Raw genomic sequence first — 23932 nt, 5'->3', positions numbered from 1 at the left:
ACCGGTTTTTTGCCCGCCGAGGACAAATGATGAACGACGATATGAACACCCAGGACGATCAGGCACTGGCCGATGAATGGGCTGCCGCCCTGGAAGAAACCGGTGAAGCCGGACAGGCCGACATCGACGCGCTGCTGGCCGCCGACGCCAGCGCTTCGGGCTCCAACCGTCTGCCGATGGAAGAGTTCGGCAGCGTGCCGAAAAGCAACGAGCCGGTGTCGCTGGACGGCCCGAATCTGGATGTGATTCTCGACATCCCGGTGTCGATCTCGATGGAAGTGGGCAGCACCGACATCAACATCCGCAACCTGCTGCAACTCAACCAGGGTTCGGTGATCGAGCTTGATCGTCTGGCCGGTGAGCCGCTGGACGTGCTGGTCAACGGCACCCTGATCGCCCACGGCGAAGTGGTGGTGGTCAACGAAAAGTTCGGCATCCGTCTGACTGACGTGATCAGCCCGAGCGAACGCATCAAGAAGCTGCGCTGAGTGAAAAAGGTTCTGGGGGCTTTGTTCGGTCTGGCGCTGGCGTTGCCGTTGCCGTTCAGCGTGCTGGCGGCCGAGCCGGTGGCGACCACCGCAGCGGCGGCTGCCCCGGCCGTCAACAGCGGCGTGGCGGGTCAACTGACGCAACTGGTGCTGGGGCTGTTGCTGGTGCTGGGGTTGATCTTCTTCCTCGCCTGGTTGTTGCGCCGGGTGCAGCAGGCAGGTCCCGCCGGCAAGGGCCAGGTGATCGAGTTGATCGGATCCCGCGCGCTCGGGCCGCGTGACCGTCTGATGCTGGTGCAGGTGGGCAACGAGCAGATTCTGCTCGGCCTCAGCCCCGGAACCATCACTGCGCTGCACGTGCTCAAAGAGCCGGTCGAGGTGCCGAGCACCGCCGACAAAGCGACTCCGGAATTTGCCCAGCATCTGTTGAAGATCCTCGGCAAGGATCAGAAGGATAAGAAGTAATGGGTGCGTTGCGCATCGTCTTGACCCTGGCCCTGATGTTGGCCGCGCCGCTGGCGTTTGCCGCCGATCCGTTGTCGATCCCGGCGATCACGCTGGGCACCAACGCCGAGGGCGCGCAGGAGTACTCGGTAAGCCTGCAGATCCTGCTGATCATGACGGCGCTGAGCTTCATTCCGGCCGCCGTCATCCTGATGACCAGCTTCACCCGGATCATCATCGTCTTCTCGATCCTGCGTCAGGCCCTGGGTTTGCAGCAGACGCCGTCGAACCAGATCCTCACCGGCATGGCCCTGTTTCTGACGCTGTTCATCATGGCGCCGGTGTTCGACCGGGTGAACAACGATGCCTTGCAGCCGTACCTCGCGGAAAAGCTGACCGCCCAGCAGGCAGTGGAAAAGGCCCAGGTGCCGATCAAGGACTTCATGCTCGCCCAGACCCGCTCCAGCGATCTGGAGCTGTTCATGCGCCTGTCCAAACGTACCGACATCGCCACTCCGGATGCTGCGCCGCTGACGATTCTGGTGCCGGCGTTCGTGACGTCTGAGCTGAAAACCGCGTTCCAGATCGGCTTCATGATCTTCATTCCGTTCCTGATCATCGACCTGGTGGTCGCGAGCGTGCTGATGGCGATGGGTATGATGATGCTCTCGCCGCTGATCATTTCCCTGCCGTTCAAAATCATGCTGTTCGTGCTGGTGGATGGCTGGGCGCTGATCATCGGCACCCTGGCCAGCAGTTTCGGAGGTGTATCGCCATGACGCCGGAAGTAGCGGTCGACATCTTTCGCGAAGCCCTGTGGCTGACCACCATGATGGTGGCGATCCTGGTGGTCCCGAGTCTGCTGGTGGGCCTGCTGGTGTCGATGTTCCAGGCCGCCACCCAGATCAACGAACAGACCCTGAGCTTCCTGCCGCGTCTGCTGGTGATGCTGGTAACGCTGATCGTCGCCGGCCCGTGGCTGGTGCAGACGTTCATGGAATACATCACGCAGTTGTACAAAAACATTCCGATGGTCATCGGCTAAGCCATGCAATCGCTGCTTCAGCTGACCGACACCCAGATCAGTACCTGGGTGGCGACGTTCATGCTGCCGCTGTTTCGCGTCGCCTCGATGTTGATGGTGATGCCGGTCTTCGGAACCACGCTGGTGCCCCGGCGTATCCGTCTGTACTTCGCTTTCGCGATCACCGTGGTGATCACGCCCAACCTGCCGCCGATGCCGGCGGTCAGCCCGCTGGATCTCAGCGGTCTGCTGATGATTGCCGAGCAGATCCTCGTGGGTGCGGTGCTGGGCTTCTCCTTGCAATTGTTCTTTCAGGCCTTCGTGGTGGCGGGGCAGATCGTCGCGATCCAGATGGGCATGGGCTTCGCGTCGATGATCGACCCCACCAACGGCGTGTCGGTGGCGGTGATCGGGCAGTTCTTCACGATGCTGGTGACCTTGCTGTTCCTGTCGATGAACGGGCATCTGGTGGTCTTCGAAGTGCTCACCGAAAGCTTCACCACGCTGCCGGTCGGCGGCGGGCTGATGACCACGCATTACTGGGAGCTGGCCGGCAAACTCGGTTGGGTGCTGGGCGCCGCGTTATTGCTGGTGCTGCCGGCGGTCACTGCGCTGCTGGTGGTCAACATCGCTTTTGGCGTAATGACCCGCGCTGCGCCCCAGCTGAACATTTTCTCCATCGGCTTTCCGCTGACCCTGGTGCTCGGCCTGTTCATTGTCTGGGTCGGGCTGGCGGACATTCTCAATCAGTATCAACCGCTGGCCACCGAGGCCTTGCAGTTTTTACGCGAACTGGCAAAGGCGCGCTGAGTCATGGCTGAGAGCGAAAGCGGTCAGGACAAAACAGAAGACCCCACCGAGAAGCGCAAAAAGGACTCCCGGGAAAAGGGTGAGATTGCGCGTTCCAAGGAACTCAACACCCTGGCGGTCATGCTGGCCGGTGCGGGTGCGCTGCTGGTTTTTGGCGGAATGCTGGCGCAGGAGTTGATGGATCTGATGCGCCAGAACTTCACGCTGTCGCGGGAAGTGATCATGGATGAGCGTTCCATGGCGACCTTCCTGATGAACTCCGGGTTACAGGCATTGCTGGCCATCCAGCCGATCATGATTACCCTGTTGCTGGCCGCTTTCCTCGGGCCGATCGCGTTGGGTGGCTGGTTGTTCGCCGCCGGTTCGCTGGCACCCAAGTTCAGCCGGATGAACCCGGCGGCGGGCCTCAAGCGGATGTTCTCGATGAAGGCCGTGATCGAGCTGCTCAAGGCGCTGGCCAAGTTTCTCATCACGTTGGGCGTGGCGCTGGTGGTGCTCAACTCGGACATCGACGACCTGTTGCGCATCGCCCATGAGCCGCTGGACCGGGCGATCATCCACAGCCTGCAACTGGTGGGCTGGAGCTCGCTGTGGCTGGCGTGCGGCTTGATCATCATCGCGGCTGTCGATGTGCCCGTGCAGATCTGGGAGAGCATCAAAAAACTCAAGATGACCAAGCAGGAAGTGCGCGACGAGCACAAGGACCAGGAAGGTCGGCCGGAGGTCAAACAGCGGATTCGCCAGGTCCAGCGCGAGATGTCGCAACGGCGGATGATGGCCGCGATACCGGATGCCGACGTGGTCATCACCAACCCGACCCACTACGCCGTGGCGCTCAAGTACGACGCCGAGAAGGGTGGAGCGCCAATGCTGCTGGCCAAGGGCAGCGACTTCCTGGCGCTGAAGATCCGCGAAATCGCCGTGGCCAACAACGTCATGCTTCTCGAGTCGCCGGCGTTGGCGCGTTCGATCTATTACTCCACGGAACTGGAAGAAGAAATTCCCAGTGGCCTGTATCTGGCAGTCGCCCAGGTACTGGCCTATGTCTACCAGATCCGCCAGCATCAGGCCGGCAAGGGCAAGCGCCCGGAACCGCTCAAGGACGACCTGCCGATTCCGCCGGATCTGCGGCGCGATTCCTGATTGTGATGACGCAAAAAAACCGCCTCCGGTTCAACCCGGTGGCGGTTTTTTAATTCCCGATGATCTGTGGTGCTTGTGAGGCCGCGTTCGCGGGCAAGTCGAATCGTCGCACCGCCGCTCCCACAGGTTTAGCGTCGCTCTGAAAATATGAGCACACCACAAATCACTGTGGGAGCGAGCTTGCTCGCGATGACGTCAGCAACCACGGCACATCACTCAACCGTTACACAGGATTCGGCGACGTCGGTAGTTCCAGATTGTCCAGCACCCGATTTACTGCCAGCTCCCCGAGCATGATCAGTTGCGCAACCCCCACCAGCGTCCTGCGCTGCGAGGCGGGCATGAGATGGGTGAAGTCATTGACGATGGTTCTGGCGGAAGCCAGGGTTTCGCAGGCATCGACCAGCAGCTCTTCGTTTTTGAAGTCGGCGGTGACGGCGTACATTCTGCGGGTTTTGCGCGGCGGTGGTGTGGTGCCGGGCGGGCAGAGATAGTGATCGAGGGCGCGGTCGGCGGCTTCGTGAAGCTTCCTGGAATCGAGGGATTCGTAGGGCGAAGCAGGATCGGTTTCGGGTGGGTTGGGTGTTGGTTTGATCATGGTGAAGCTCCTTTGGGGTGGAGCCGCCAGATCCAGTCGCTAAACAGGAAGGTGGCGGCTGTACGCAGGTTAGCGAACCGGTCAAAGGCACCCGGCAGACCGCAAGGTCTCCCGCATACAGCCACCATAACGAAATTGCAGACATACAGATCCACAACCAAGTCTGGAACGCTGATGCACCTTTAATTCGAACCGAGTCGCTAAACCCGATCGCTGATTCGTCAGCGACCGACTCACAATAGAACCCGACCCCAAGGCGCACAAGCCGGCGGATTCTGGCGTAGCTGTAGGCAATGGCGCAAGAATTCGTAGCCTCCAAGGCGTGTCTGAAGGTGTCTTTTAAACATCCGAATTTAAAAGACACTCCGTGCTGCTTTCTCGGGCCCCTTCGCGAGCGTGCGGCATTGCGGTCAGCAGAAAATCACGCTCAAAACCTCCTTTTCCCTACCCAAGCGAGCTGTGCCTTTTATCTGAAATAGTTCAACACCTGTCAGATCTGACAGTAGACAACCATTACTCTTTGGCGCCCCATAAACCCGGCACTCTTGCCATCATGAGCTCGCGCACCGTGAGTGTGATGGCTGACGATTCTTTCTTTGGAAGTCGGGGATTCATCATGGCGACGCGCGTTTACCGAAAACTGTCGGGCATGGAGCTGGAGTTTGTTTCAGGGAGGCTGGAAAGGGACGCAGGAGAGCGGGCCATCTTCTATGAGGTGACGTTCGACCTGAAGCTGGACTTTCTCAATTTCATGGTCATGGCCAATCAGTACATCCCGAATTATCTTGATTGGCCGATCAATGCGATCCGGCCTGAAATGGGTGGGTTCGCCTATCACTATGCCTACAATTACTTCTTCGATGCGGCAGGTAATATCCGCGATAACCAAGCGTTGTTTGCCCTGTTTACCCACTCCAGCTTTTACATGGATCAATGGTCGAGTGGGGGTGAACCGCTGGAGCGTCGGTATGAAAAACCCTCGTTCGTTGTCGTCAACAATTGGCTTCGTGTGACAGCCAGGCAGTACTTTCGCCTGAGTGCGGGCTATCCACTGATCGAGATCAGCGACCTGCCGCGCATATTCTTCGAATGGGCCCTGAATCTGATGGAGAGTGATGATCTGTTCTCTGGCGCCGCACCTGAAACCAGAGTGGTGCTTATGCAGGCTGACGAGGAGGTTGTTGATGTCGGCGGGGAAAGTGTGTTCAAGGGAACGCACTACCTCGATAGCGCAGCGCTGTCTTTCGGTCCTATTACGAAAGCCCATGTTTTGGTTGCCGGTTGACCGGCGAGATTTCAAATCTTCGCATTGCTCTGTCGCTGGGGCAGGCTTGCGCCGGACTCGGTGCACTTGCCCCCTCTCATTCAGGTCCGTTGCCCCTCTATTTCAATCCCCCGCAAAAGTTGGAAGGCTTCTTGCAGTAGCCGCCGTGCGCCTGCTTCGGGCGTCAAAAGTTTGCTTTAAAGGAACGGGGAAAACCGGTGGATCGCTCTCAGTTAATCAACAGTGCTCGCTCGAACATTGCCGACCTCAGCCGGGGCAATCTGGGTGTGCCGCTGTTGCTGCTGGTCATGCTGGCGATGATGATGTTGCCGGTGCCGCCGTTCCTGCTCGACGTGTTCTTCACCTTCAACATTGCCCTGTCCATCGTCGTGCTGCTGGTCTGCGTGTACGCCTTGCGGCCGCTGGATTTCGCGGTGTTCCCGACGATCCTGCTGGTGGCGACGCTGTTGCGACTGGCGCTGAACGTGGCCTCGACCCGTGTGGTGATGCTCCACGGTCAGGACGGCCACGCCGCTGCCGGTAAGGTGATCCAGGCCTTCGGTGAGGTGGTGATCGGCGGTAACTACGTGGTCGGTATCGTGGTTTTCGCGATCTTGATGATCATCAACTTCGTCGTGGTGACCAAGGGTGCCGGACGGATTTCCGAGGTGAGCGCGCGTTTCACCCTCGATGCGATGCCCGGCAAACAAATGGCGATCGACGCCGACCTTAACGCCGGTCTGATCGATCAGGCCCAGGCCAAGGCCCGTCGTCAGGAAGTGGCTCAGGAGGCAGAGTTCTACGGTTCGATGGACGGTGCCAGCAAATTCGTGCGTGGTGATGCCATCGCTGGCTTGCTGATTCTGTTCATCAACCTGATCGGCGGCATGGCCGTCGGTATCTTCCAGCACAACATGAGCTTCGCCGATGCGGGCAAGGTTTACGCCTTGCTGACTATCGGTGACGGTTTAGTGGCGCAATTGCCATCACTGTTGTTATCTACAGCAGCCGCGATCATGGTGACCCGTGCTTCCGGCTCGGAAGACATGGGCAAGCAGATCAACCGCCAGATGTTCGCCTCGCCCAAAGCGCTGGCGGTGGCTGCCGGTCTGATGGCGGTCATGGGCCTGGTGCCGGGCATGCCGCACTTCTCGTTCCTGAGCATGGCTGCTCTGGCTGCCGGTGGCGCTTACCTGTTCTGGAAGAAGCAGAACGTGGCCAGGGTCGTCGCGCTGGAAGAGGTCAAGCGCCAGCAGGAACTGCTGCCGTCGCCGGCCCGCGCCATGGAAACCAAGGAGTTGGGCTGGGACGACGTGACCCCGATCGACATGATCGGCCTGGAAGTCGGCTACCGCTTGATTCCGCTGGTGGACCGCAACCAGGGCGGCCAGTTGCTGGCGCGGATCAAGGGCGTGCGCAAGAAGCTTTCGCAGGATCTGGGCTTCCTGATGCCGACCGTGCACATCCGCGACAACCTCGACCTGGCGCCGAGCGCCTATCGCCTGACGCTGATGGGCGTGATCCTGGCCGAGGCCGAGATCTACCCGGATCGCGAACTGGCGATCAACCCGGGGCAGGTCTACGGCACGCTCAACGGGATTACCGCCAAAGATCCGGCTTTCGGCCTGGAGGCGGTGTGGATCGAGGTCAGCCAGCGCGCGCAGGCGCAATCGCTCGGTTACACCGTGGTCGATGCCAGCACCGTGGTTGCGACCCACTTGAACCAGATTCTGTACAAGCACTCCAGCGAGCTGATCGGCCACGAAGAAGTACAGCAACTGATGCAATTGCTGGCCAAGAGCTCGCCGAAGCTGGCCGAAGAGCTGGTGCCGGGCGTGGTCACGCTGTCGCAGCTGCTCAAAGTATTGCAGGCGTTGCTGGCCGAGCACGTGCCGGTGCGCGATATCCGCAGCATTGCCGAAGCCATCGCCAACAATGCCGCCAAGAGTCAAGATACCGCCGCTTTGGTGGCCGCTGTGCGGGTCGGTGTTTCCCGCGCCATCGTCCAAAGCATTGTAGGGACTGAGTCGGAGCTGCCAGTTATCACGCTGGAGCCAAGGTTGGAACAAATATTGCTCAATAGTCTGCAGAAGGCAGGACAAGGCTCGGAAGAGGGCGTTCTGCTGGAGCCGAGCATGGCCGAGAAGCTGCAGCGTTCGCTGATCGAAGCGGCGCAGCGCCAGGAAATGCAAGGTCAGCCGGTGATCCTGTTGGTAGCAGGCCCGGTTCGCGCGATGCTCTCGCGCTTTGGTCGCCTGGCAGTTCCCGGACTGCATGTGCTGGCCTATCAGGAAATTCCGGACAACAAGCAAGTGACCATCGTTGCGACAGTAGGGCCCAACGGCTGAGGTAGTGGTTTATGCAAGTTAAGCGTTTTTTCGCCGCCGATATGCGTCAGGCCATGAAGCTGGTTCGTGATGAGCTGGGCGCTGATGCCGCCATTATTGGCAACCGCCGCATCGCCGGCGGCGTCGAGCTGACGGCGGCGCTCGATTACAAACTGTCGGCGCTGGCCCCGCGTGTTCCGAACATGGAACTCGAGGATGAGCTGCGCAAGACTCAGTCGCGCATCGTCACCGCCCAGGCCGAGCTGAGCCTGCGTGGCGAAGCCGACGGCAACACCAATCGCCAGCTGTTCGCCGGGTTGCCGTTGACGGCCGGCCTGCCGCTGACCGCTGCCGAACCGCTGACCGAACCGACCTACGAGGCTCCGGCCCGTCCAGCCCCGGCGCCTGCGCCGGCCGCCGCTGGCGTCGACCCGCGTGCGCTGGACTCGATGCGTTTCGAACTCAACAGCCTGCGCGAGCTGATGGAAGTGCAACTCGGCACCCTGGCCTGGAACCAGTTGCAAGGCAGTCGTCCGGCCCAGGCCAATCTGTACCGTCGTCTGCAACGCATCGGTTTGTCCGGCCCGCTGTCCCGCGATCTGTTGTCGATGATCACCGAGATCGACGAGCCTCGTCAGGCCTGGCGCATGCTGCTGGCGCATCTGGCACGAATGATTGCCGTGCCGGAAGTCGAGCCGCTGGAAGAGGGCGGGGTCATTGCCATGGTCGGTCCTGCCGGCATGGGCAAGACCACCACCCTGGCCAAACTGGCCGCCCGCTACGTGCTCAAGTACGGCGCGCAGAACATCGCGCTGGTGAGCATGGACAGTTTCCGCATCGGCGCGCAGGAGCAGCTCAAGACGCTGGGCCGCATCCTCAATGTGTCGGTGACCCACGTCGATCCGGGCCAGTCCCTGGTGCAGGCGCTGGATCCTCTGCTGCGCAAGCGCGTGGTGCTGATCGACACCGCCGGCCTGCAGGCCAGCGATCCGGCCCTGCGCATGCAGCTGGAAAGTCTGGCCGGTCGTGGCATTCGGTCAAAAAATTATCTGGTGCTGGCAACCACCAGCCAGAAACAGGTTCTAACCGCCGCTTATCACAGTTACAAGCGTTGCGGGCTGGCCGGGTGCATCCTGACTAAACTGGATGAGACGGCAAGCCTTGGCGAAGTGTTGAGCCTGGCGATCAGTCACGAACTGCCGGTTGCCTACCTGACCGATGGGCCGCGTATTCCGGATGATCTGCATCTGCCGCGCCGTCATCAACTGGTCAGCCGCGCCGTCAGTGTGCAAATGCAGGAAGAACCCAGCGAAGAAGCCATGGCTGACATGTTCGCTGATATCTACCACAGCCCGACCAAGCAGGTTGGCTGAGGTAATGAACCGTTTTTGTACCTACATCGATGGTCTGCCATGCATTGTTCCGGTTGTGAACGCGCAGCCAGTAATGTGGCCTCCGTCTATGCAAGACAAGGTAAAGAAATAACATGGGCAGCATGCATCCCGTACAGGTGATCGCGGTGACCGGCGGCAAAGGTGGCGTCGGCAAGACTAATGTGTCAGTGAACTTGTCCCTGGCCCTGGCAGAGCTTGGCCGTCGGGTCATGCTGCTGGACGCCGACCTGGGGCTGGCGAACGTCGACGTTCTGCTGGGCCTCACCCCCAAACGTACCCTGGCCGATGTGATCGAAGGCCGCTGCGAGCTGCGCGACGTGCTGTTGCAGGGCCCCGGCGGGATCCGCATCGTGCCGGCCGCTTCCGGCACCCAGAGCATGGTTCACTTGAGCCCGGCCCAGCATGCCGGCCTGATCCAGGCCTTCAGCGACATCGGCGACAACCTCGACGTGCTGGTGATCGACACCGCTGCAGGTATTGGTGACTCGGTAGTCAGTTTCGTTCGCGCAGCGCAGGAAGTGTTGCTGGTGGTCTGCGACGAGCCGACCTCGATCACCGACGCCTACGCGCTGATCAAGCTGCTGAACCGCGATTACGGCATGAACCGCTTCCGCGTCCTGGCCAACATGGCCCAGAGCCCGCAGGAAGGTCGCAATCTGTTCGCCAAGTTGACCAAGGTCACGGATCGCTTCCTCGACGTCGCCCTACAATACGTCGGCGCGGTGCCCTACGACGAAAGCGTGCGCAAAGCGGTGCAGAAGCAGCGTGCGGTCTATGAAGCCTTCCCGCGTTCCAAGTGCGCACTGGCGTTCAAGGCGATCGCACAGAAGGTCGACACCTGGCCGCTGCCCGCCAACCCGCGCGGCCACCTCGAATTTTTCGTCGAGCGCCTCGTGCAGCAAACGGCAGGACCTGTGCTATGACCGCCAGCGGTATGAACCTTTACAAAAAGTCGGCGCGTGATGCGCAGTACGAGCTGATCGAGCGTTACGCGCCGCTGGTCAAGCGCATCGCCTACCACTTGCTGGCGCGATTGCCGGCCAGTGTGCAGGTCGAAGACCTGATCCAGGCCGGGATGATCGGCCTGCTTGAAGTCTCGACCAAATACGACGCGAGCAAAGGCGCCAGTTTTGAAACGTACGCGGGCATCCGGATCCGCGGTGCGATGCTCGATGAAGTCCGTAAGGGGGACTGGGCACCGCGCTCGGTTCACCGCAATACGCGCATGGTCAGCGACGCGATTCGAGCAATTGAAGCTAAAACCGGCCGTGACGCTAAAGATCACGAAGTTGCGGCCGAACTCCAATTGAGTCTCGACGATTACTACGGGATTTTGAACGACACCCTGGGCAGCCGGCTGTTCAGTTTCGACGACCTGTTGCAGGACGGCGAACACGAAGGGCTGCACGAGGATGGCGCCAGTGCTCATCTGGAGCCGTCGCGCGATCTGGAGGACGAACGTTTCCAGGCCGCGCTGGCGGACGCGATTGCCAATTTGCCGGAGCGTGAGCGACTGGTGTTGGCGCTGTACTACGACGAAGAGCTGAACCTCAAGGAGATCGGTGAAGTCCTTGGCGTCAGTGAATCGCGGGTCAGCCAGTTACACAGCCAGTGCGCGGCCCGCTTGCGGGGGCGTTTGGGGGAGTGGCGAGCGCGCTGAAGGCAGTGTGGGGACACTGCGAACGAGGCTGGTGCGGTGGTGAACGGCACCGGTCTCGATCTGTTGTGCTCCAGACAGTCATCGAGTGTTTTGCCGGATTGATTGAAATGGCGCGTCCAGGTGCTGGGCGCGTTTAAGACTGCTTGGAGGTCGAATTGAACAAAGACATGAAAATCCTCATCGTTGATGACTTCTCAACGATGCGGCGGATCATCAAGAACCTGTTGCGTGATCTGGGGTTCACCAACACCGTTGAAGCCGACGATGGCACCACCGCCATTCCGGTGCTCAACAGCGGCAGCATCGACTTTCTGGTGACCGACTGGAACATGCCCGGCATGACCGGTATCGACCTGCTGCGCCACGTGCGCGCCGATGAAAAACTCAAGCACCTGCCGGTGCTGATGGTGACCGCTGAAGCCAAGCGCGAGCAGATCATCGAAGCGGCCCAGGCCGGCGTGAACGGCTATGTGGTCAAACCTTTCACGGCCCAGGCGTTGAAAGAAAAAATCGAGAAGATTTTCGAACGCATCGGCTGATGAACGCGCGGGGGAGCTATGGAGCATAAAGAATCTTCACAGGGCGACTTCGAGTCGACCCTGAAAAAACACGCGGTCGAACTGGTCGAAAGCCTTGAAAAGGGCAGGTTCGGCGACGCGGTGCAACTGATCCATGAGCTCAATCAGACCCGTGACCGTGGCCTGTACCAGGAAGTGGGCAAGCTCACGCGTGAACTGCACAGTGCGATCGTCAATTTCCAGATCGATCCGCACATGCCACAGGCTGAGGAAGTGTCGCAAATCACCGACGCTACCGAGCGCCTGGGCTACGTGGTCAAACTGACCGAAGCTGCCGCCAACCGCACCATGGATCTGGTGGAGAGCGCGACCCCTGTGGTCAATGGCCTGGCTGACGAAGCCCAGGCCTTGAGCGCCGACTGGGGCCGCTTCATGCGCCGTGAGGTCGGGGCTGAAGAGTTCCGTGAACTGGCGCGCCGGGTCGACGGTTTTCTGGCACGTAGCAGCGCGGACAACCGCGCGGTGTCGAGCAATCTGAACGACATTCTGCTCGCCCAGGATTACCAGGACCTCACCGGTCAAGTGATCAAGCGTGTGACCCAATTGGTCACCGAAGTCGAAAGCAACCTGCTCAAGCTCGTGCTCATGGCCAGCCAGGTGGACCGCTTTGCGGGCATCGAACATGACCGTGCGGCGATGCTTGCTGAAAAAGATCCACAAAAACATCTCTCGCAGGGTGAAGGTCCGCAGATTCATGCCGATAAACGAGAAGACGTTGTGTCCGGTCAGGACGATGTGGACGATTTGTTATCCAGCCTTGGATTCTAGAGTTTTGGAATTATAGGTTTTTTGGGTTTTTAGACCTGTAGGAGCACCCCATTAATGAGCTTCGGCGCCGATGAAGAGATCCTTCAGGATTTCCTGGTTGAGGCCGGCGAGATTCTTGAGCAACTGTCCGAACAACTGGTCGAGCTGGAAAGCCGCCCGGATGACGCAGATCTGCTCAACGCAATTTTTCGCGGTTTCCACACTGTAAAAGGGGGCGCCGGCTTCCTTCAGCTCAACGAGCTGGTGGAGTGCTGTCACATCGCCGAAAACGTGTTCGACATCCTGCGCAAGGGTGAGCGACGCGTCGATGCAGAACTGATGGACGTGGTGCTCGAAGCGCTGGACGCGGTGAACAGCATGTTCGGCGAAGTCCGTGATCGCAGCCCGATCACCGCCGCCACCCCGGAACTGCTGGCCGCTCTGGCGCGCCTGGCCGAGCCGCAATCGGCGGATGAAGCCCCGGCTTCGCCCGTTGCCGAGATGATCGAAGAGCTGGTCGTTGAAAACGAAACCGGCGACTCCGGCGACATCACCGATAACGAATTTGAACAGTTGCTGGACTCGCTGAGCGCCGTCAAGGCTGAAGCCGAGGCCCCGGCGGCTGCCGCCGCGCCTGCTTCCGACGAGGCGGCCAGCGATGAAATCACCGACGCCGAGTTCGAGTCGCTGCTCGACCAGTTGCATGGCAAGGGCCAGTTCGCGGCCGACGCCGTGGCCCCGGCGGCCGCTGCCCCGGCGGCTCCGGCGGCGGGCGACAGCTCGGACATCACCGACGACGAATTCGAAGCCTTGCTCGATCAGTTGCACGGCAAGGGCAACTTTGCCGTCGATGCGCTGGAGTCGGCGATTGCTTCGGTTCCTGCGACGACTGCTCCGGCAGCGGCTGCGGCCGGTAGCGATCTGATCACCGACCACGAGTTCGAAGCGCTGCTCGACGATCTGCATGGCAAAGGCAAGTTCACTGATGTCGCCACCGGCGCCGTCGTGACCGCCGGCAATGCTGCAGCTGTTGCAGCGCCTGCTGCCAAGGCCCCGGCCGCTGCGGCAAAACCCGCCGCGAAAGCGCCTGAGCCGAAAGCCGAACCGGCGAAACCGGCTGCCGCTGCGGCACCGGCTCCGGCCCGTGCACCGGCGACTCCGCCACCGGAAAAACCGGCGAGCGAAGCCGAGACCACCGTTCGCGTTGACACCGCGCGTCTCGACGAAATCATGAACATGGTCGGTGAGCTGGTGCTGGTGCGTAACCGTCTGGTACGTCTGGGCCTGAACAGCGGCGACGAGTCGATGCAGAAGGCCGTGTCGAACCTGGACGTAGTCACCGCCGACTTGCAGACCGCCGTCATGAAGACCCGGATGCAGCCGATCAAGAAAGTCTTCGGCCGCTTCCCGCGTCTGGTTCGCGACCTGGCGCGTCAGCTCAAGAAAGAGATCAACCTGGAACTGGTGGGTGAAGAGACCGACCTCGACAAGAACCTCGTCGAGGCGCTGGCCGACCCGCTGGTCCACTTGGTGCGCAACGCGGTCGACCACGGCATCGAGTCGCCGGAAGAACGTGAAGCCTCGGGCAAGGCCCGTGGCGGCAAGGTGATCCTGGCTGCCGAGCAGGAAGGCGACCACATCCTGCTGTCGATCTCCGACGACGGCAAAGGCATGGACCCGAACGTCCTGCGTGCCATCGCCGTGAAACGCGGAGTGATGGACAAGGATGCCGCCGATCGCCTGAGCGACACCGAGTGCTACAACCTGATTTTCGCCCCGGGTTTCTCAACCAAGACCGAGATCTCCGACGTGTCCGGCCGTGGTGTCGGCATGGACGTGGTGAAGACCAAGATTTCCCAGCTCAACGGCTCGATCAACATCTACTCGACCAAGGGCCAGGGCTCGAAGATCGTCATCAAGGTACCGCTGACGCTGGCGATCATGCCGACCCTGATGGTGATGCTCGGCAACCAGGCGTTCGCGTTCCCGCTGGTGAACGTCAACGAAATCTTCCACCTCGACCTGTCGACCACCAACGTGGTGGACGGCCAGGAAGTGGTGATCGTGCGGGACAAGGCGCTGCCGTTGTTCTACCTCAAGCGCTGGCTGGTCAGCTCCGCCGCTCACGAAGAGCAGCGCGAAGGCCATGTGGTGATCCTTTCGGTGGGCACCCAGCGGATCGGCTTCGTCGTCGATCAACTGGTCGGCCAGGAAGAAGTGGTCATCAAGCCATTGGGCAAGATGCTGCAGGGAACCCCGGGCATGTCCGGCGCCACCATCACCGGTGACGGCCGCATTGCACTGATTCTCGATGTTCCGAGCATGCTCAAGCGTTACGCCGCACGGCGTATTTGAATCCGGGGCGGCGGGGCGACAACGTCCCGCCGCACCTAATGGAGTGTTTATGGCAGTCAAAGTCCTGGTGGTGGACGATTCGGGTTTTTTCCGCCGCCGCGTCTCGGAAATTCTTTCAGCGGATCCGAGCATCCAGGTTGTCGGCACGGCAACCAACGGTAAAGAGGCGATCGATCAGGCCCAGGCCCTCAAGCCGGATGTGATCACCATGGACTACGAGATGCCGATGATGGATGGCATCACGGCCGTGCGGCACATCATGCAGCGCTGCCCGACGCCGGTGTTGATGTTCTCCTCGCTGACCCACGAAGGCGCCCGGGTCACCCTGGATGCGCTGGATGCCGGTGCGGTGGATTTCCTGCCGAAGAATTTCGAAGACATCTCCCGCAATCCGGAGAAGGTCAAGCAACTGCTGTGCGAGAAGGTACACAGCATCTCGCGCAGCAACCGTCGTTTCAGTGCCTACAGTGCGCCGGCGCCTGCCGCTGCACCTGCAGCTGCGCCGACTCCTGCGCCGGCGACTTCGAGCTTTGGCAGCCACAGTGCTCCGGCCCGTCCGGCACCTGCGCCTGCACCGACTCGCGCGCCAGCGGCCAGCGCTTCGTCGCCAGCCCCGAAACGCAAAAACTACAAGCTCGTCGCCATTGGTACATCGACTGGCGGCCCGGTAGCGCTGCAACGGGTTCTGACCCAGTTGCCGGCCAGTTTCCCGGCACCGATCGTGCTGATCCAGCACATGCCGGCAGCCTTCACCAAGGCTTTCGCTGAACGTCTGGACAAGCTGTGCCGCATCAGCGTCAAGGAAGCCGAGGATGGCGACATCCTGCGTCCGGGCCTGGCGCTGCTGGCACCGGGTGGCAAGCAGATGATGATCGACGGCCGTGGCGCGGTGAAAATCCTGCCGGGCGACGAGCGTCTGAACTACAAGCCGTGCGTGGACATCACCTTCGGCTCTGCGGCCAAATCCTACAGCGACAAAGTTCTGGCGGTCGTACTGACCGGCATGGGCGCCGATGGTCGTGAAGGTGCACGCCTGCTCAAGCAGGGCGGCAGCACGATCTGGGCGCAGGACGAAGCCAGTTGCGTGATCTACGGCATGCCGATGGCCATCGTCAAAGCTGACCTCGCCGACGCGGTGTACAGCCTGGACGATATCGGCAAGCACCTGGTCGAGGCATGCGTCTGATGGATGTTCTAAGCCTTATCGGGATCATCATGGCGTTCGTCGCCATCATCGGCGGCAACTACCTTGAAGGTGGTCACCTCGGCGCGCTGGCCAACGGCCCGGCGGCGCTGATCGTGCTCGGTGGCACCATCGGTGCCGCGCTGCTGCAATCGCCGATGAGCGCGTTCAAGCGCGCCATGCAGATTCTGGCCTGGATCTTTTTCCCGCCGCGTGTGGATCTGGCGGGCGGCATCGACCGCGTCGTCAACTGGAGCCTCACCGCCCGCAAGGAAGGTCTGCTGGGCCTGGAAGGCGTGGCGGATGCCGAGCCCGACGCTTACTCGCGCAAAGGTCTGCAACTGCTGGTCGACGGCGCCGAGCCGGAAGCGATCCGCAGCATCCTCGAAGTGGATTTCTACACTCAGGAAGCCCGCGACGTCGAAGCGGCCAAAGTGTTTGAAAGCATGGGTGGCTACGCGCCGACCATCGGCATCATCGGTGCGGTGATGGGCCTGATCCACGTGATGGGCAACCTGGCCGATCCGTCGCAGCTGGGCAACGGGATTGCGGTCGCGTTCGTCGCTACCATCTACGGTGTGGCCAGTGCCAACCTGGTATTGCTGCCGGTTGCCGCCAAGCTCAAGTCAATCGCGTTGCGACAGTCGCGTTATCGCGAAATGTTGTTGGAAGGGATCCTGTCGATCGCTGAAGGTGAAAACCCACGCTCCATCGAGTTGAAGCTTCAGGGCTTCATGGATTAAGGGACTAACCTCATGGCACGTCGTCGCCAGCATGAAGAGCACGTAAACCATGAACGTTGGCTGGTTTCCTACGCCGACTTCATCACCTTGCTCTTTGCCTTTTTCGTGGTGATGTACTCCATCTCGTCGATCAACGAAGGCAAGTACAAGATCATCTCCGAAGCGCTGATCGGGGTCTTCACCGACTCCGACCGCGCGCTCAAGCCGATTCCGATCGGTGAAGAACGACCGAAGACCGTGACCCCGGCCAAGCCGCTGGTCAAGGACGCCGAACAGGTCGACGCCGGCATCGCCGGGGCCAGCGATCCGCTCAAAAGCATCGCCGATGACATCAGCGCCGCATTCGGCGACCTGATCGCAAGCAACCAGATGACCGTGCGCGGCAACGAGCTGTGGGTCGAGATTGAACTCAACTCCAGCCTGTTGTTCGGCAGCGGTGATGCGATGCCGAGCGACATCGCGTTCAACATCATCGACAAGGTCGCGGCGATCCTCAAACCGTTCGATAACCCGATCCACGTCGAAGGCTTCACCGACGATCAACCGATCCGCACCGCGCAGTACCCGACCAACTGGGAATTGTCCTCGGCGCGTTCGGCGAGCATCGTGCGCATGCTGGCGATGCAGGGCGTGAACCCTGGGCGTCTGGCCTCGGTGGGCTACGGCGAATTTCAGCCGGTTGCCAACAACGCCACGGCCGAAGGCCGGGCGAAGAACCGTCGCGTGGTGCTGGTGGTGTCGCGCAATCTCGATGTGCGCCGCAGCCTGACCGGCACCGGAACCGCCAATGCAACACCGGACGCCGCGTTGAAGCGTGCTGGCACACAAACTGCACCGACCCCGGTCAAGACGCCGGGACGCGAGAGTGCCGTCAATTCTCCGTCGCCCGCATTAATACGCTGAACCATGTCTCGGCCGAGTATCCCGGCCGGGAGGAACGATCTGAATGAGAGTCTGGGCAGTCGCCAATCAAAAGGGTGGTGTTGGTAAAACCACTTCTTCCATCGCTTTAGCCGGTTTGCTGGCAGAGGCGGGCAAGCGCGTGGTCGTGGTCGATCTCGACCCGCACGGCTCGATGACCAGCTATTTCGGTTACGACCCCGACAGCCTGGAACACAGCAACTACGACCTGTTTCTGCACAAGGGCGGCGTGCCGCAAGGCCTGCCGGGCCAGTTGCTGCTGTCCACCAGCGATGAACGCATTTCCCTGTTGCCGTCGAGCACCGCGCTGGCCACCCTTGAGCGCCAGTCGCCGGGGCAGAGCGGTCTGGGCCTGGTGATCGCCAAGAGTCTGGCGCAGCTGTGGCAGGACTTCGATTACGCGATCATCGACAGCCCGCCATTGCTCGGCGTGCTGATGGTCAACGCCTTGGCCGCCAGTCAGCAACTGGTGATCCCGGTGCAGACCGAGCACCTGGCCGTCAAAGGCCTGGAACGCATGGTCAACACCCTGGCGATGATCAACCGCTCGCGCAAGCAGGCGCTGCCGTTCAGCATCGTGCCGACCCTGTTCGACCGCCGCACCCAGGCGTCGATGGGCACCTTGCGCGTGCTGCGCGACAAATTCCCCGACGAGATCTGGCAGGGTTACATCCCGGTCGATACCCGTCTGCGCGACGCCAGTCGTGCCGGTGTCACCCCTTCGCAGTTCGACGGCAAAAGCCGTGGCGTGCTGGCTTACCGCGCACTGCTCAAGCATCTGCTGGCGCAGCAACTCGTTCCGCAGGTGGCTTGAGGATGAATCGGCCGATCAAACTGACTTCGCGTCCGCAACTGGCTGTGCAGTCCTATCTGGACAGCTTGCTGCAGGAAGTGACAGACGAGGTCGAGCAGGAAATCGCAGCGCCGGCCGAGGAGGTCGAGACCGCTGCGGCACTCGATGAATTCCAGGCTGCCGTGCTTGAAGAGCAGGCCCGGGATGCGCAAAAAGCCGCCCGGCCGGTCGCCCCGGTCGTAGCGCCTGCCGCTGTGGTGGCGAAGGCACCTGCGACGTTGATCAAAGAGCCTGAACCGGTGCGCGTGGTTTCGACTCTGGCACCGCTGCTGCAATCCCAGCTTCTGCAAACCCCTCCGGTTCCGGCGGCGCCAGAGCCCGCACCTGAAGCGCCTGCGCCAGCCCCGGTCGAGCCGACCCTGGTGGCGCCGCTGGTCGAAGTGCATCTGCCACCCAGCAATACGCCGCCACCGGTGGAAACCGATGGCCGTCCGGCCTGGGCGTCGGAAGCGTTCGAGTGCCTGCTGTTCGACGTGGCCGGGCTGACGCTGGCGGTGCCGCTGGTGTGCCTGGGCTCGATCTATTCGCTGGCCGGCCACGAACTGACGCCACTGTTCGGTCAGCCGGAGTGGTTCCTCGGCATCCTGCCGAGCCAGGCCGGCAACCTTAAGGTGCTGGACACCGCGCGCTGGGTCATGCCGGATCGCTATCGCGATGACTTCCGTCAGGGTCTGCAATACGTGATTTCGGTTCAGGGTTACGAGTGGGGCCTGGCGGTGCATCAGGTCAGTCGCTCGCTGCGTCTGGATCCGAATGAAATCAAATGGAGAAGTCAGCGGGGTCAGCGGCCATGGCTCGCCGGCACGGTGATTGAACACATGTGCGCCTTGCTCGATGTCTCCGCTCTGGCCGAGTTGATCGCCAGCGGTGGGGCAAAGCACATGTCCGGCAGTAAGCCGAACCACAAACCGACATAAAGACAGTACCGGCATTCAAATGCCGGCGAACGAAACACACACCGCCAGGCGCGGTTTTTCGAGGGGCTAGGGTATGAACGACAAGGCTACGGCGGCAAAGGGTTCCGAAGATCCGATTCTGCAATGGGTGACCTTCAAGCTGGACAACGAAACCTACGGCATCAACGTGATGCGCGTTCAGGAAGTCCTGCGCTACACCGAGATCGCTCCGGTTCCGGGTGCGCCAAGCTACGTGCTGGGCATCATCAACCTGCGCGGCAACGTGGTGACCGTGATCGACACCCGTCAGCGCTTCGGCCTGATGAGCGGCGAGATCAGCGACAACACCCGTATCGTCATCATCGAAGCCGACAAGCAAGTGGTCGGCATCATGGTCGACAGCGTGGCTGAAGTGGTTTACCTGCGTCAGTCGGAAATCGAGACCGCACCGAACGTCGGTAACGAAGAGTCGGCCAAGTTCATCCAGGGCGTATGCAACAAGAACAACGAGTTGCTGATCCTGGTCGAGCTGGACAAGATGATGACTGAAGAAGAATGGTCGGAACTGGAGAACATCTGATTGATTCTGGAGGTAGCGGTCATTGTCCTGTTCCTGTTCTGGGCAGGCACGCTGGCGATGTTTCTGGCGTACATCAAGGCGCAGCGCGTGATCGCTGCGCAACAGGCCCAGGGCGATGCGCTGCGTGATCAGCGCATCAAGGACCTGGCCAAGCGTGTCGACGATTACCAGAACGGCAACGTGCGCATGGGCGAAGCCCTGCACGAGCTGCGCTCGGTCGTCGGTCCGATCCCGGACAAAATCTCCCAGCTCGAACAGCGCGATCCTTCCAGCCTGTCATTCGCCCAGGCGGCGAAGCTGGTGGGGATGGGCGCGAGTGTTGATGAGCTGACCCAGTCCTGCGGGTTGACCCAGGCTGAGGCGGAGTTGATGCGCAAGCTGCACAAGAACTGATTTTTGCGCTCAAGCTGATGGCCTATTCGCGAGCAAGCTCGCTCCCACATTAGATCGGTGTACGCCGAACCAATGTGGGAGCGAGCTTGCTCGCGAAGGCGTCTTTGAAGTCTCAATAATCGTCGCCGCGTTCGGTGACGTCTTTCTCGACCATCGGCGCATCCGGATTGTGTCCCGCCGGGAACTTGCCCTTGAGGTTCCAGGCAAACGCGATGATTTCGGCGATCGTGCGGTACAGCTCTTCAGGAATGCTGTCGCCCAGTTCCATGCGCGCCAGCAACTTCACCAGTTCGGCGTTCTCGTAGATCGGTACTTCACAGTCGCGGGCGATCCGCAGGATTTCTTCGGCCAGTTCTTCGTCGCCCTTGGCGGTGAGGGTCGGGGCGTGGCTGCCGTCGTATTTGAGGGCGATGGCCTGGCGTGGAGCGGTGGTGTCATTCATGCGGTTTCGTCGACCCAGCGGTGTTCGAGGCGGGTTTGGATGCCTTGCGGCGGGGTGCCGAGGTGGCAGTCGAGGTCGCCGACATTCAGCCCGGAATCCAGCAGACGCTGGCGCAGTGCGGTCAGATTGCTTTCGATCAGGCTCGCGGTGTACGGCCGCTCGGCCCATAACTGGCTGGACAGGCTGCCGCTTATCAACTGTGCCTGAATCTGCATCGGCCCCAGCGGTTCCATGTCGAACGCCAGATCGACGCGCCACAGTTGTTGTTTCGGTTCCCGTTCATCGCGGCGCTGCTCGTTCGATTCCTGTTTCTGCGGCGCTTCTTCGCGCTGGAACTTGACCTGCAGCGGCACGATGTCCTGCAGGTTGCGCATCGGGATTTCCAGTTGCCAGGTGCTGAGCAGGCGGCCGTCGTCGGTGACGCCGGTCTGCTCCAGGCTCGACAGCTGATGACTCTGCAGGCGTGACACGGCGGCTGCGGCGAGGCGCAGCAGATGCTCCAGATCGCCTTCGCCTTCCAGACTTTGCAGCAACCGGTCGGGCAGCGGGAAGCTGCTTGGTACCGGTTTCGCGCTGACCTGACCGAGCATGCCGAGGGCGTTGCGCACGAAACTCGGTAGCGCCTGAGCCAGAGTGTTGGCGGCGATGATCGCGTTCAGGTTGGTGTTGCCCGGCAGGCCGGGGGTGAGCTGGGCGATCAGCTTGAGCAGATCGGCTTTCATGTCCGGAACCAGCGCCGGGTTCTGTCCGGTCAGCAGTTTGGTCTCCAGGAACACACCGCTGTTGGCCAGCGCCTGGGCCAGACCTTTTGGGGTGCTCAGTTGCTGCACGTCGGGCAGGTTGGCGAGCAGCCTGTCCACGGCGGCGCGCAAATCCCGGGACGTCTGATCAGTGGCGGGCGGCAGGCTCTGGAGCATTTTCAGCAAGCCGTCGAGCGAACCCTGACGGCTTTGCTGACTGACTAGTTGCTGGCTGACCGCCAGTTGTTCCTGGCGATTGCTCAGCGGCAGGAACTTCAGGGTCTGCGAGTCTTGCACCAGCGCCGACAGCAGGGTGCCGATGCGCAACGGTTGCGGGCTGTCGATGCTCAGGGTGCTGCCGCTGAGCGCGGTGTTGAGCAGGCTGACCATCGAGCGGTAAACCGTCGGTTGCCCCGGAACCTGCGGCAAGACCTGAGCCGTCAGCACCTTGCCTTGCAGCAGCGTGCCGACCGGCAATTGCGCGGTGTCGATGCGGGTGAGGGTGGCGACGCTGCTGGCGATGGCCTGTTGCACGGTGATCGCCAGATTGCCCGCCGACGGCTGGGTGATCGCCAGGCTGGTGCCCTGAGGCAGCGGCAGATTGCTGGTGGCTTGCACGGTGGTCTGACGGCCGCTGTCCAGTGTCACCTTGAGCAGCAATTGAAAGGTCTGATCCGCCTGCTTGAGCGACAACACCTCGGCCTTGGCGCTCTGGCCGGCGGCAATCAGCCCGTCGACCGGCGTCAGCAACTTCAACAGCTCACCCACCTGCGGGCGAGCGGTCGCCGGGGTGGTGGGCGGGAGCGGGAGGATGTTCATTTCGCCTGTCATACGCGGACACAACCTGAGGAAAATGCACTCGGGAGAGCGGGGGACGCCATGTATAATGCCGCCCGTCCTTCCATTCGTTCAAAAAACATAGCAATTGTTTGACGCAGCTCTCTGGATTGAGCCGTCATTGCATTTATGCTGCAACTCTTTAACGGCCGCGCCAGAGCCGACTTGAACCGTATAAGGCCCGTGATCCCTTGACCAGTCCTGTCCTGCAAACCGTTGCCCTCGCGTGTGAACGTGATCTCAGACTGCTCTTCGACAATCTCGAATTGAGACTGGCCAGTGGCGATATGGTGCAGATCAGCGGTCCCAACGGCAGCGGCAAGACCAGCTTGTTGCGCTTGCTGGCCGGCCTGATGCAGCCGACCGACGGTCAGGTGCTGCTCAACGGCAAGCCGCTGGGCGAGCAACGCAGCGAACTGGCACGCAACCTGTTGTGGATCGGTCACGCCGCCGGGATCAAGGACTTGCTTACGCCGGAAGAAAACCTCGCCTGGCTCTGCGCCCTGCATCAACCCGCCGAACGCGACGCCATCTGGCAGGCCCTGGCGGCGGTTGGATTGCGTGGTTTCGAGGATGTTCCCTGCCATAGTCTGTCTGCCGGCCAGCAGCGCCGCGTGGCGCTGGCGCGGTTGTATCTGGACAGCCCGCCGTTGTGGATTCTCGACGAACCCTTCACCGCCCTCGACAAGCAGGGCGTGGCACAGCTTGAAGAACACCTGGCCGGGCACTGCGAACGGGGAGGGCTGGTGGTGCTCACCACGCACCACACCTTGAGCCGGATGCCGGCCGGTTATCGCGACATCGATCTGGGGAATTGGGCGGTATGAGTGTGTTCGGCCTGCTGGTTGCCCGTGAATCCCGACTGCTGTTCCGCCGCCCGGCGGAGCTGGCCAATCCGCTTATTTTCTTCGCCATCGTCATCGCCCTGTTCCCGCTGGCCGTCGGACCGGAAACTCAAGTATTGCAAAACTTGTCCCCGGGGTTAGTCTGGGTGGCGGCACTTTTGTCGGTCCTGCTCTCGCTGGACGGGCTTTTCCGCAGTGATTTCGAAGACGGATCCCTCGAACAGTGGGTCCTTTCGCCGCACCCCCTGCCACTTCTGGTATTGGCCAAGGTGCTGGCACACTGGCTTTTTTCCGGGCTGGCACTGGTTTTGCTCTCGCCGTTACTGGCGTTGATGCTCGGGTTGCCGGCTGCGTGTCTGCCGGTATTGCTGCTTTCGTTGCTGCTGGGTACACCGGTGCTGAGTTTGCTCGGCGCGGTGGGCGCGGCGTTGACGGTCGGTCTGAAGCGCGGTGGCCTGTTGCTGGCGCTGCTGATTCTGCCGTTGTACATCCCGGTGTTGATCCTGGGCAGTGGCGCCTTGCAGGCGGCGTTGCAGGGGATGCCGGCGATTGGTTATCTGTTGTGGCTTGGTAGCCTGACCGCCCTGGCGATAACCCTGACACCCTTTGCAATAGCTGCTGGCCTGAAGATCAGCGTCGGCGAATAATGAGGTCTGGTTAAAATTTA

At 61.3% G+C, this 23932-nt stretch carries 26 protein-coding genes; 23 read left to right on the top strand and 3 right to left on the bottom strand.

Annotated features, from left to right (window positions below; all coding sequences use genetic code 11):
* The first annotated feature begins 29 nt into the window (after window positions 1-29).
* Genes fliN through flhB form a run of 6 tightly spaced genes read left to right on the top strand, consistent with a single transcriptional unit; the run spans window position 30 to window position 3909 of the window.
* Window positions 30-488: a flagellar motor switch protein FliN gene (gene fliN / locus CAF79_RS18960; RefSeq protein WP_085699447.1), complete on the top strand. Its 459-nt coding sequence runs from the start codon at window positions 30-32 to the stop codon at window positions 486-488.
* Window positions 489-953 (top strand): flagellar biosynthetic protein FliO, encoded by a 465-nt coding sequence (gene fliO / locus CAF79_RS18955; protein ID WP_085699445.1) that lies wholly within the window; start codon window positions 489-491, stop codon window positions 951-953.
* On the top strand, window positions 953-1711 hold the full coding sequence (fliP, locus tag CAF79_RS18950) for a flagellar type III secretion system pore protein FliP (protein WP_039765605.1): 759 nt from the start codon (window positions 953-955) through the stop codon (window positions 1709-1711). Before fliO ends, fliP begins: the two co-directional genes overlap by 1 nt.
* Window positions 1708-1977 carry a flagellar biosynthesis protein FliQ gene (gene fliQ / locus CAF79_RS18945; protein ID WP_007951951.1) on the top strand — a complete coding sequence of 90 codons (270 nt, stop codon included), beginning with the start codon at window positions 1708-1710 and terminating at the stop codon, window positions 1975-1977. The genes fliP and fliQ overlap by 4 nt, the downstream gene beginning before the upstream one ends.
* Window positions 1978-1980: 3 nt before the next feature.
* A complete protein-coding gene (gene fliR / locus CAF79_RS18940; protein ID WP_085699443.1) occupies window positions 1981-2766 on the top strand; it encodes a flagellar biosynthetic protein FliR in 786 nt (261 codons plus the stop codon).
* Between the two features lie 3 nt (window positions 2767-2769).
* On the top strand, window positions 2770-3909 hold the full coding sequence (flhB, locus tag CAF79_RS18935) for a flagellar biosynthesis protein FlhB (protein ID WP_085699441.1): 1140 nt from the start codon (window positions 2770-2772) through the stop codon (window positions 3907-3909).
* Window positions 3910-4132: 223 nt separating this feature from the next.
* Here flhB and CAF79_RS18930 read toward each other — a convergent pair whose 3' ends face one another.
* Window positions 4133-4507 (bottom strand): DUF6124 family protein, encoded by a 375-nt coding sequence (locus CAF79_RS18930; protein ID WP_085699439.1) that lies wholly within the window; start codon window positions 4505-4507, stop codon window positions 4133-4135.
* A 553-nt stretch (window positions 4508-5060) separates the two neighbouring features.
* Between CAF79_RS18930 and CAF79_RS18925 the strand changes: the two genes are divergently transcribed.
* From CAF79_RS18925 to CAF79_RS18855, 15 genes are all read left to right on the top strand, one after another.
* Window positions 5061-5792 (top strand): hypothetical protein, encoded by a 732-nt coding sequence (locus CAF79_RS18925; protein WP_227234845.1) that lies wholly within the window; start codon window positions 5061-5063, stop codon window positions 5790-5792.
* Window positions 5793-5989: 197 nt separating this feature from the next.
* Window positions 5990-8119 (top strand): flagellar biosynthesis protein FlhA, encoded by a 2130-nt coding sequence (gene flhA / locus CAF79_RS18920; RefSeq protein WP_085699437.1) that lies wholly within the window; start codon window positions 5990-5992, stop codon window positions 8117-8119.
* An 11-nt stretch (window positions 8120-8130) separates the two neighbouring features.
* Window positions 8131-9471 (top strand): flagellar biosynthesis protein FlhF, encoded by a 1341-nt coding sequence (flhF, locus tag CAF79_RS18915; protein WP_064594406.1) that lies wholly within the window; start codon window positions 8131-8133, stop codon window positions 9469-9471.
* 113 nt (window positions 9472-9584) lie between these two features.
* Window positions 9585-10415 (top strand): flagellar synthesis regulator FleN, encoded by an 831-nt coding sequence (gene fleN / locus CAF79_RS18910; RefSeq protein ID WP_003222917.1) that lies wholly within the window; start codon window positions 9585-9587, stop codon window positions 10413-10415.
* Window positions 10412-11152, top strand: coding sequence for an RNA polymerase sigma factor FliA (gene fliA, locus CAF79_RS18905; protein ID WP_085682981.1), 741 nt, complete (start codon window positions 10412-10414; stop codon window positions 11150-11152). The genes fleN and fliA overlap by 4 nt, the downstream gene beginning before the upstream one ends.
* Before the next feature lie 167 nt (window positions 11153-11319).
* Window positions 11320-11691: a chemotaxis response regulator CheY gene (locus CAF79_RS18900; RefSeq protein ID WP_003183998.1), complete on the top strand. Its 372-nt coding sequence runs from the start codon at window positions 11320-11322 to the stop codon at window positions 11689-11691.
* Window positions 11692-11709: 18 nt separating this feature from the next.
* Window positions 11710-12498: a protein phosphatase CheZ gene (locus CAF79_RS18895; RefSeq protein ID WP_007951961.1), complete on the top strand. Its 789-nt coding sequence runs from the start codon at window positions 11710-11712 to the stop codon at window positions 12496-12498.
* A 54-nt stretch (window positions 12499-12552) separates the two neighbouring features.
* The gene (locus CAF79_RS18890; protein WP_085699435.1) at window positions 12553-14832 is read left to right on the top strand and encodes a chemotaxis protein CheA; all 2280 of its coding nucleotides are present in this window, start codon (window positions 12553-12555) and stop codon (window positions 14830-14832) included.
* 49 nt (window positions 14833-14881) lie between these two features.
* Window positions 14882-16018 carry a chemotaxis response regulator protein-glutamate methylesterase gene (locus tag CAF79_RS18885; protein WP_085699432.1) on the top strand — a complete coding sequence of 379 codons (1137 nt, stop codon included), beginning with the start codon at window positions 14882-14884 and terminating at the stop codon, window positions 16016-16018.
* Window positions 16018-16758, top strand: a complete 741-nt coding sequence (locus CAF79_RS18880; protein ID WP_064384022.1) for a flagellar motor protein — start codon at window positions 16018-16020, stop codon at window positions 16756-16758. The genes CAF79_RS18885 and CAF79_RS18880 overlap by 1 nt, the downstream gene beginning before the upstream one ends.
* Before the next feature lie 12 nt (window positions 16759-16770).
* Window positions 16771-17661, top strand: a complete 891-nt coding sequence (motD, locus tag CAF79_RS18875; RefSeq protein WP_085699430.1) for a flagellar motor protein MotD — start codon at window positions 16771-16773, stop codon at window positions 17659-17661.
* Window positions 17662-17704: 43 nt separating this feature from the next.
* A complete protein-coding gene (locus CAF79_RS18870; RefSeq protein ID WP_011333076.1) occupies window positions 17705-18493 on the top strand; it encodes a ParA family protein in 789 nt (262 codons plus the stop codon).
* Between the two features lie 2 nt (window positions 18494-18495).
* On the top strand, window positions 18496-19449 hold the full coding sequence (locus CAF79_RS18865) for a CheW domain-containing protein (RefSeq protein WP_085699428.1): 954 nt from the start codon (window positions 18496-18498) through the stop codon (window positions 19447-19449).
* Between the two features lie 73 nt (window positions 19450-19522).
* Window positions 19523-20008, top strand: coding sequence for a chemotaxis protein CheW (locus tag CAF79_RS18860; RefSeq protein WP_065260749.1), 486 nt, complete (start codon window positions 19523-19525; stop codon window positions 20006-20008).
* Entirely contained in the window at window positions 20009-20401 is a 393-nt protein-coding gene (locus CAF79_RS18855) for a DUF2802 domain-containing protein (protein WP_085699425.1), read from the top strand.
* 112 nt (window positions 20402-20513) lie between these two features.
* Here the strand turns inward: CAF79_RS18855 and CAF79_RS18850 are convergent, their stop codons facing one another.
* On the bottom strand, window positions 20514-20843 hold the full coding sequence (locus CAF79_RS18850; protein WP_007959228.1) for an EscU/YscU/HrcU family type III secretion system export apparatus switch protein: 330 nt from the start codon (window positions 20841-20843) through the stop codon (window positions 20514-20516).
* Complete coding sequence (locus tag CAF79_RS18845; RefSeq protein WP_085699423.1) at window positions 20840-22414, bottom strand: flagellar hook-length control protein FliK; 1575 nt, start codon at window positions 22412-22414, stop codon at window positions 20840-20842. The genes CAF79_RS18850 and CAF79_RS18845 overlap by 4 nt, the downstream gene beginning before the upstream one ends.
* 197 nt (window positions 22415-22611) lie before the next feature.
* Between CAF79_RS18845 and ccmA the strand changes: the two genes are divergently transcribed.
* Both ccmA and ccmB read left to right on the top strand, forming a co-directional pair.
* Entirely contained in the window at window positions 22612-23247 is a 636-nt protein-coding gene (gene ccmA / locus CAF79_RS18840) for a cytochrome c biogenesis heme-transporting ATPase CcmA (RefSeq protein WP_007959232.1), read from the top strand.
* Window positions 23244-23912 (top strand): heme exporter protein CcmB, encoded by a 669-nt coding sequence (gene ccmB / locus CAF79_RS18835; RefSeq protein ID WP_007959235.1) that lies wholly within the window; start codon window positions 23244-23246, stop codon window positions 23910-23912. Before ccmA ends, ccmB begins: the two co-directional genes overlap by 4 nt.
* The last annotated feature ends 20 nt before the right edge of the window (window positions 23913-23932 follow it).

Source organism: Pseudomonas sp. B26(2017) (assembly GCF_002113045.1).
GTDB lineage: Bacteria > Pseudomonadota > Gammaproteobacteria > Pseudomonadales > Pseudomonadaceae > Aquipseudomonas.
The sequence above is the reverse complement of the archived record's forward strand: the minus strand, read 5'-3'. Positions and strand labels throughout refer to the sequence as shown.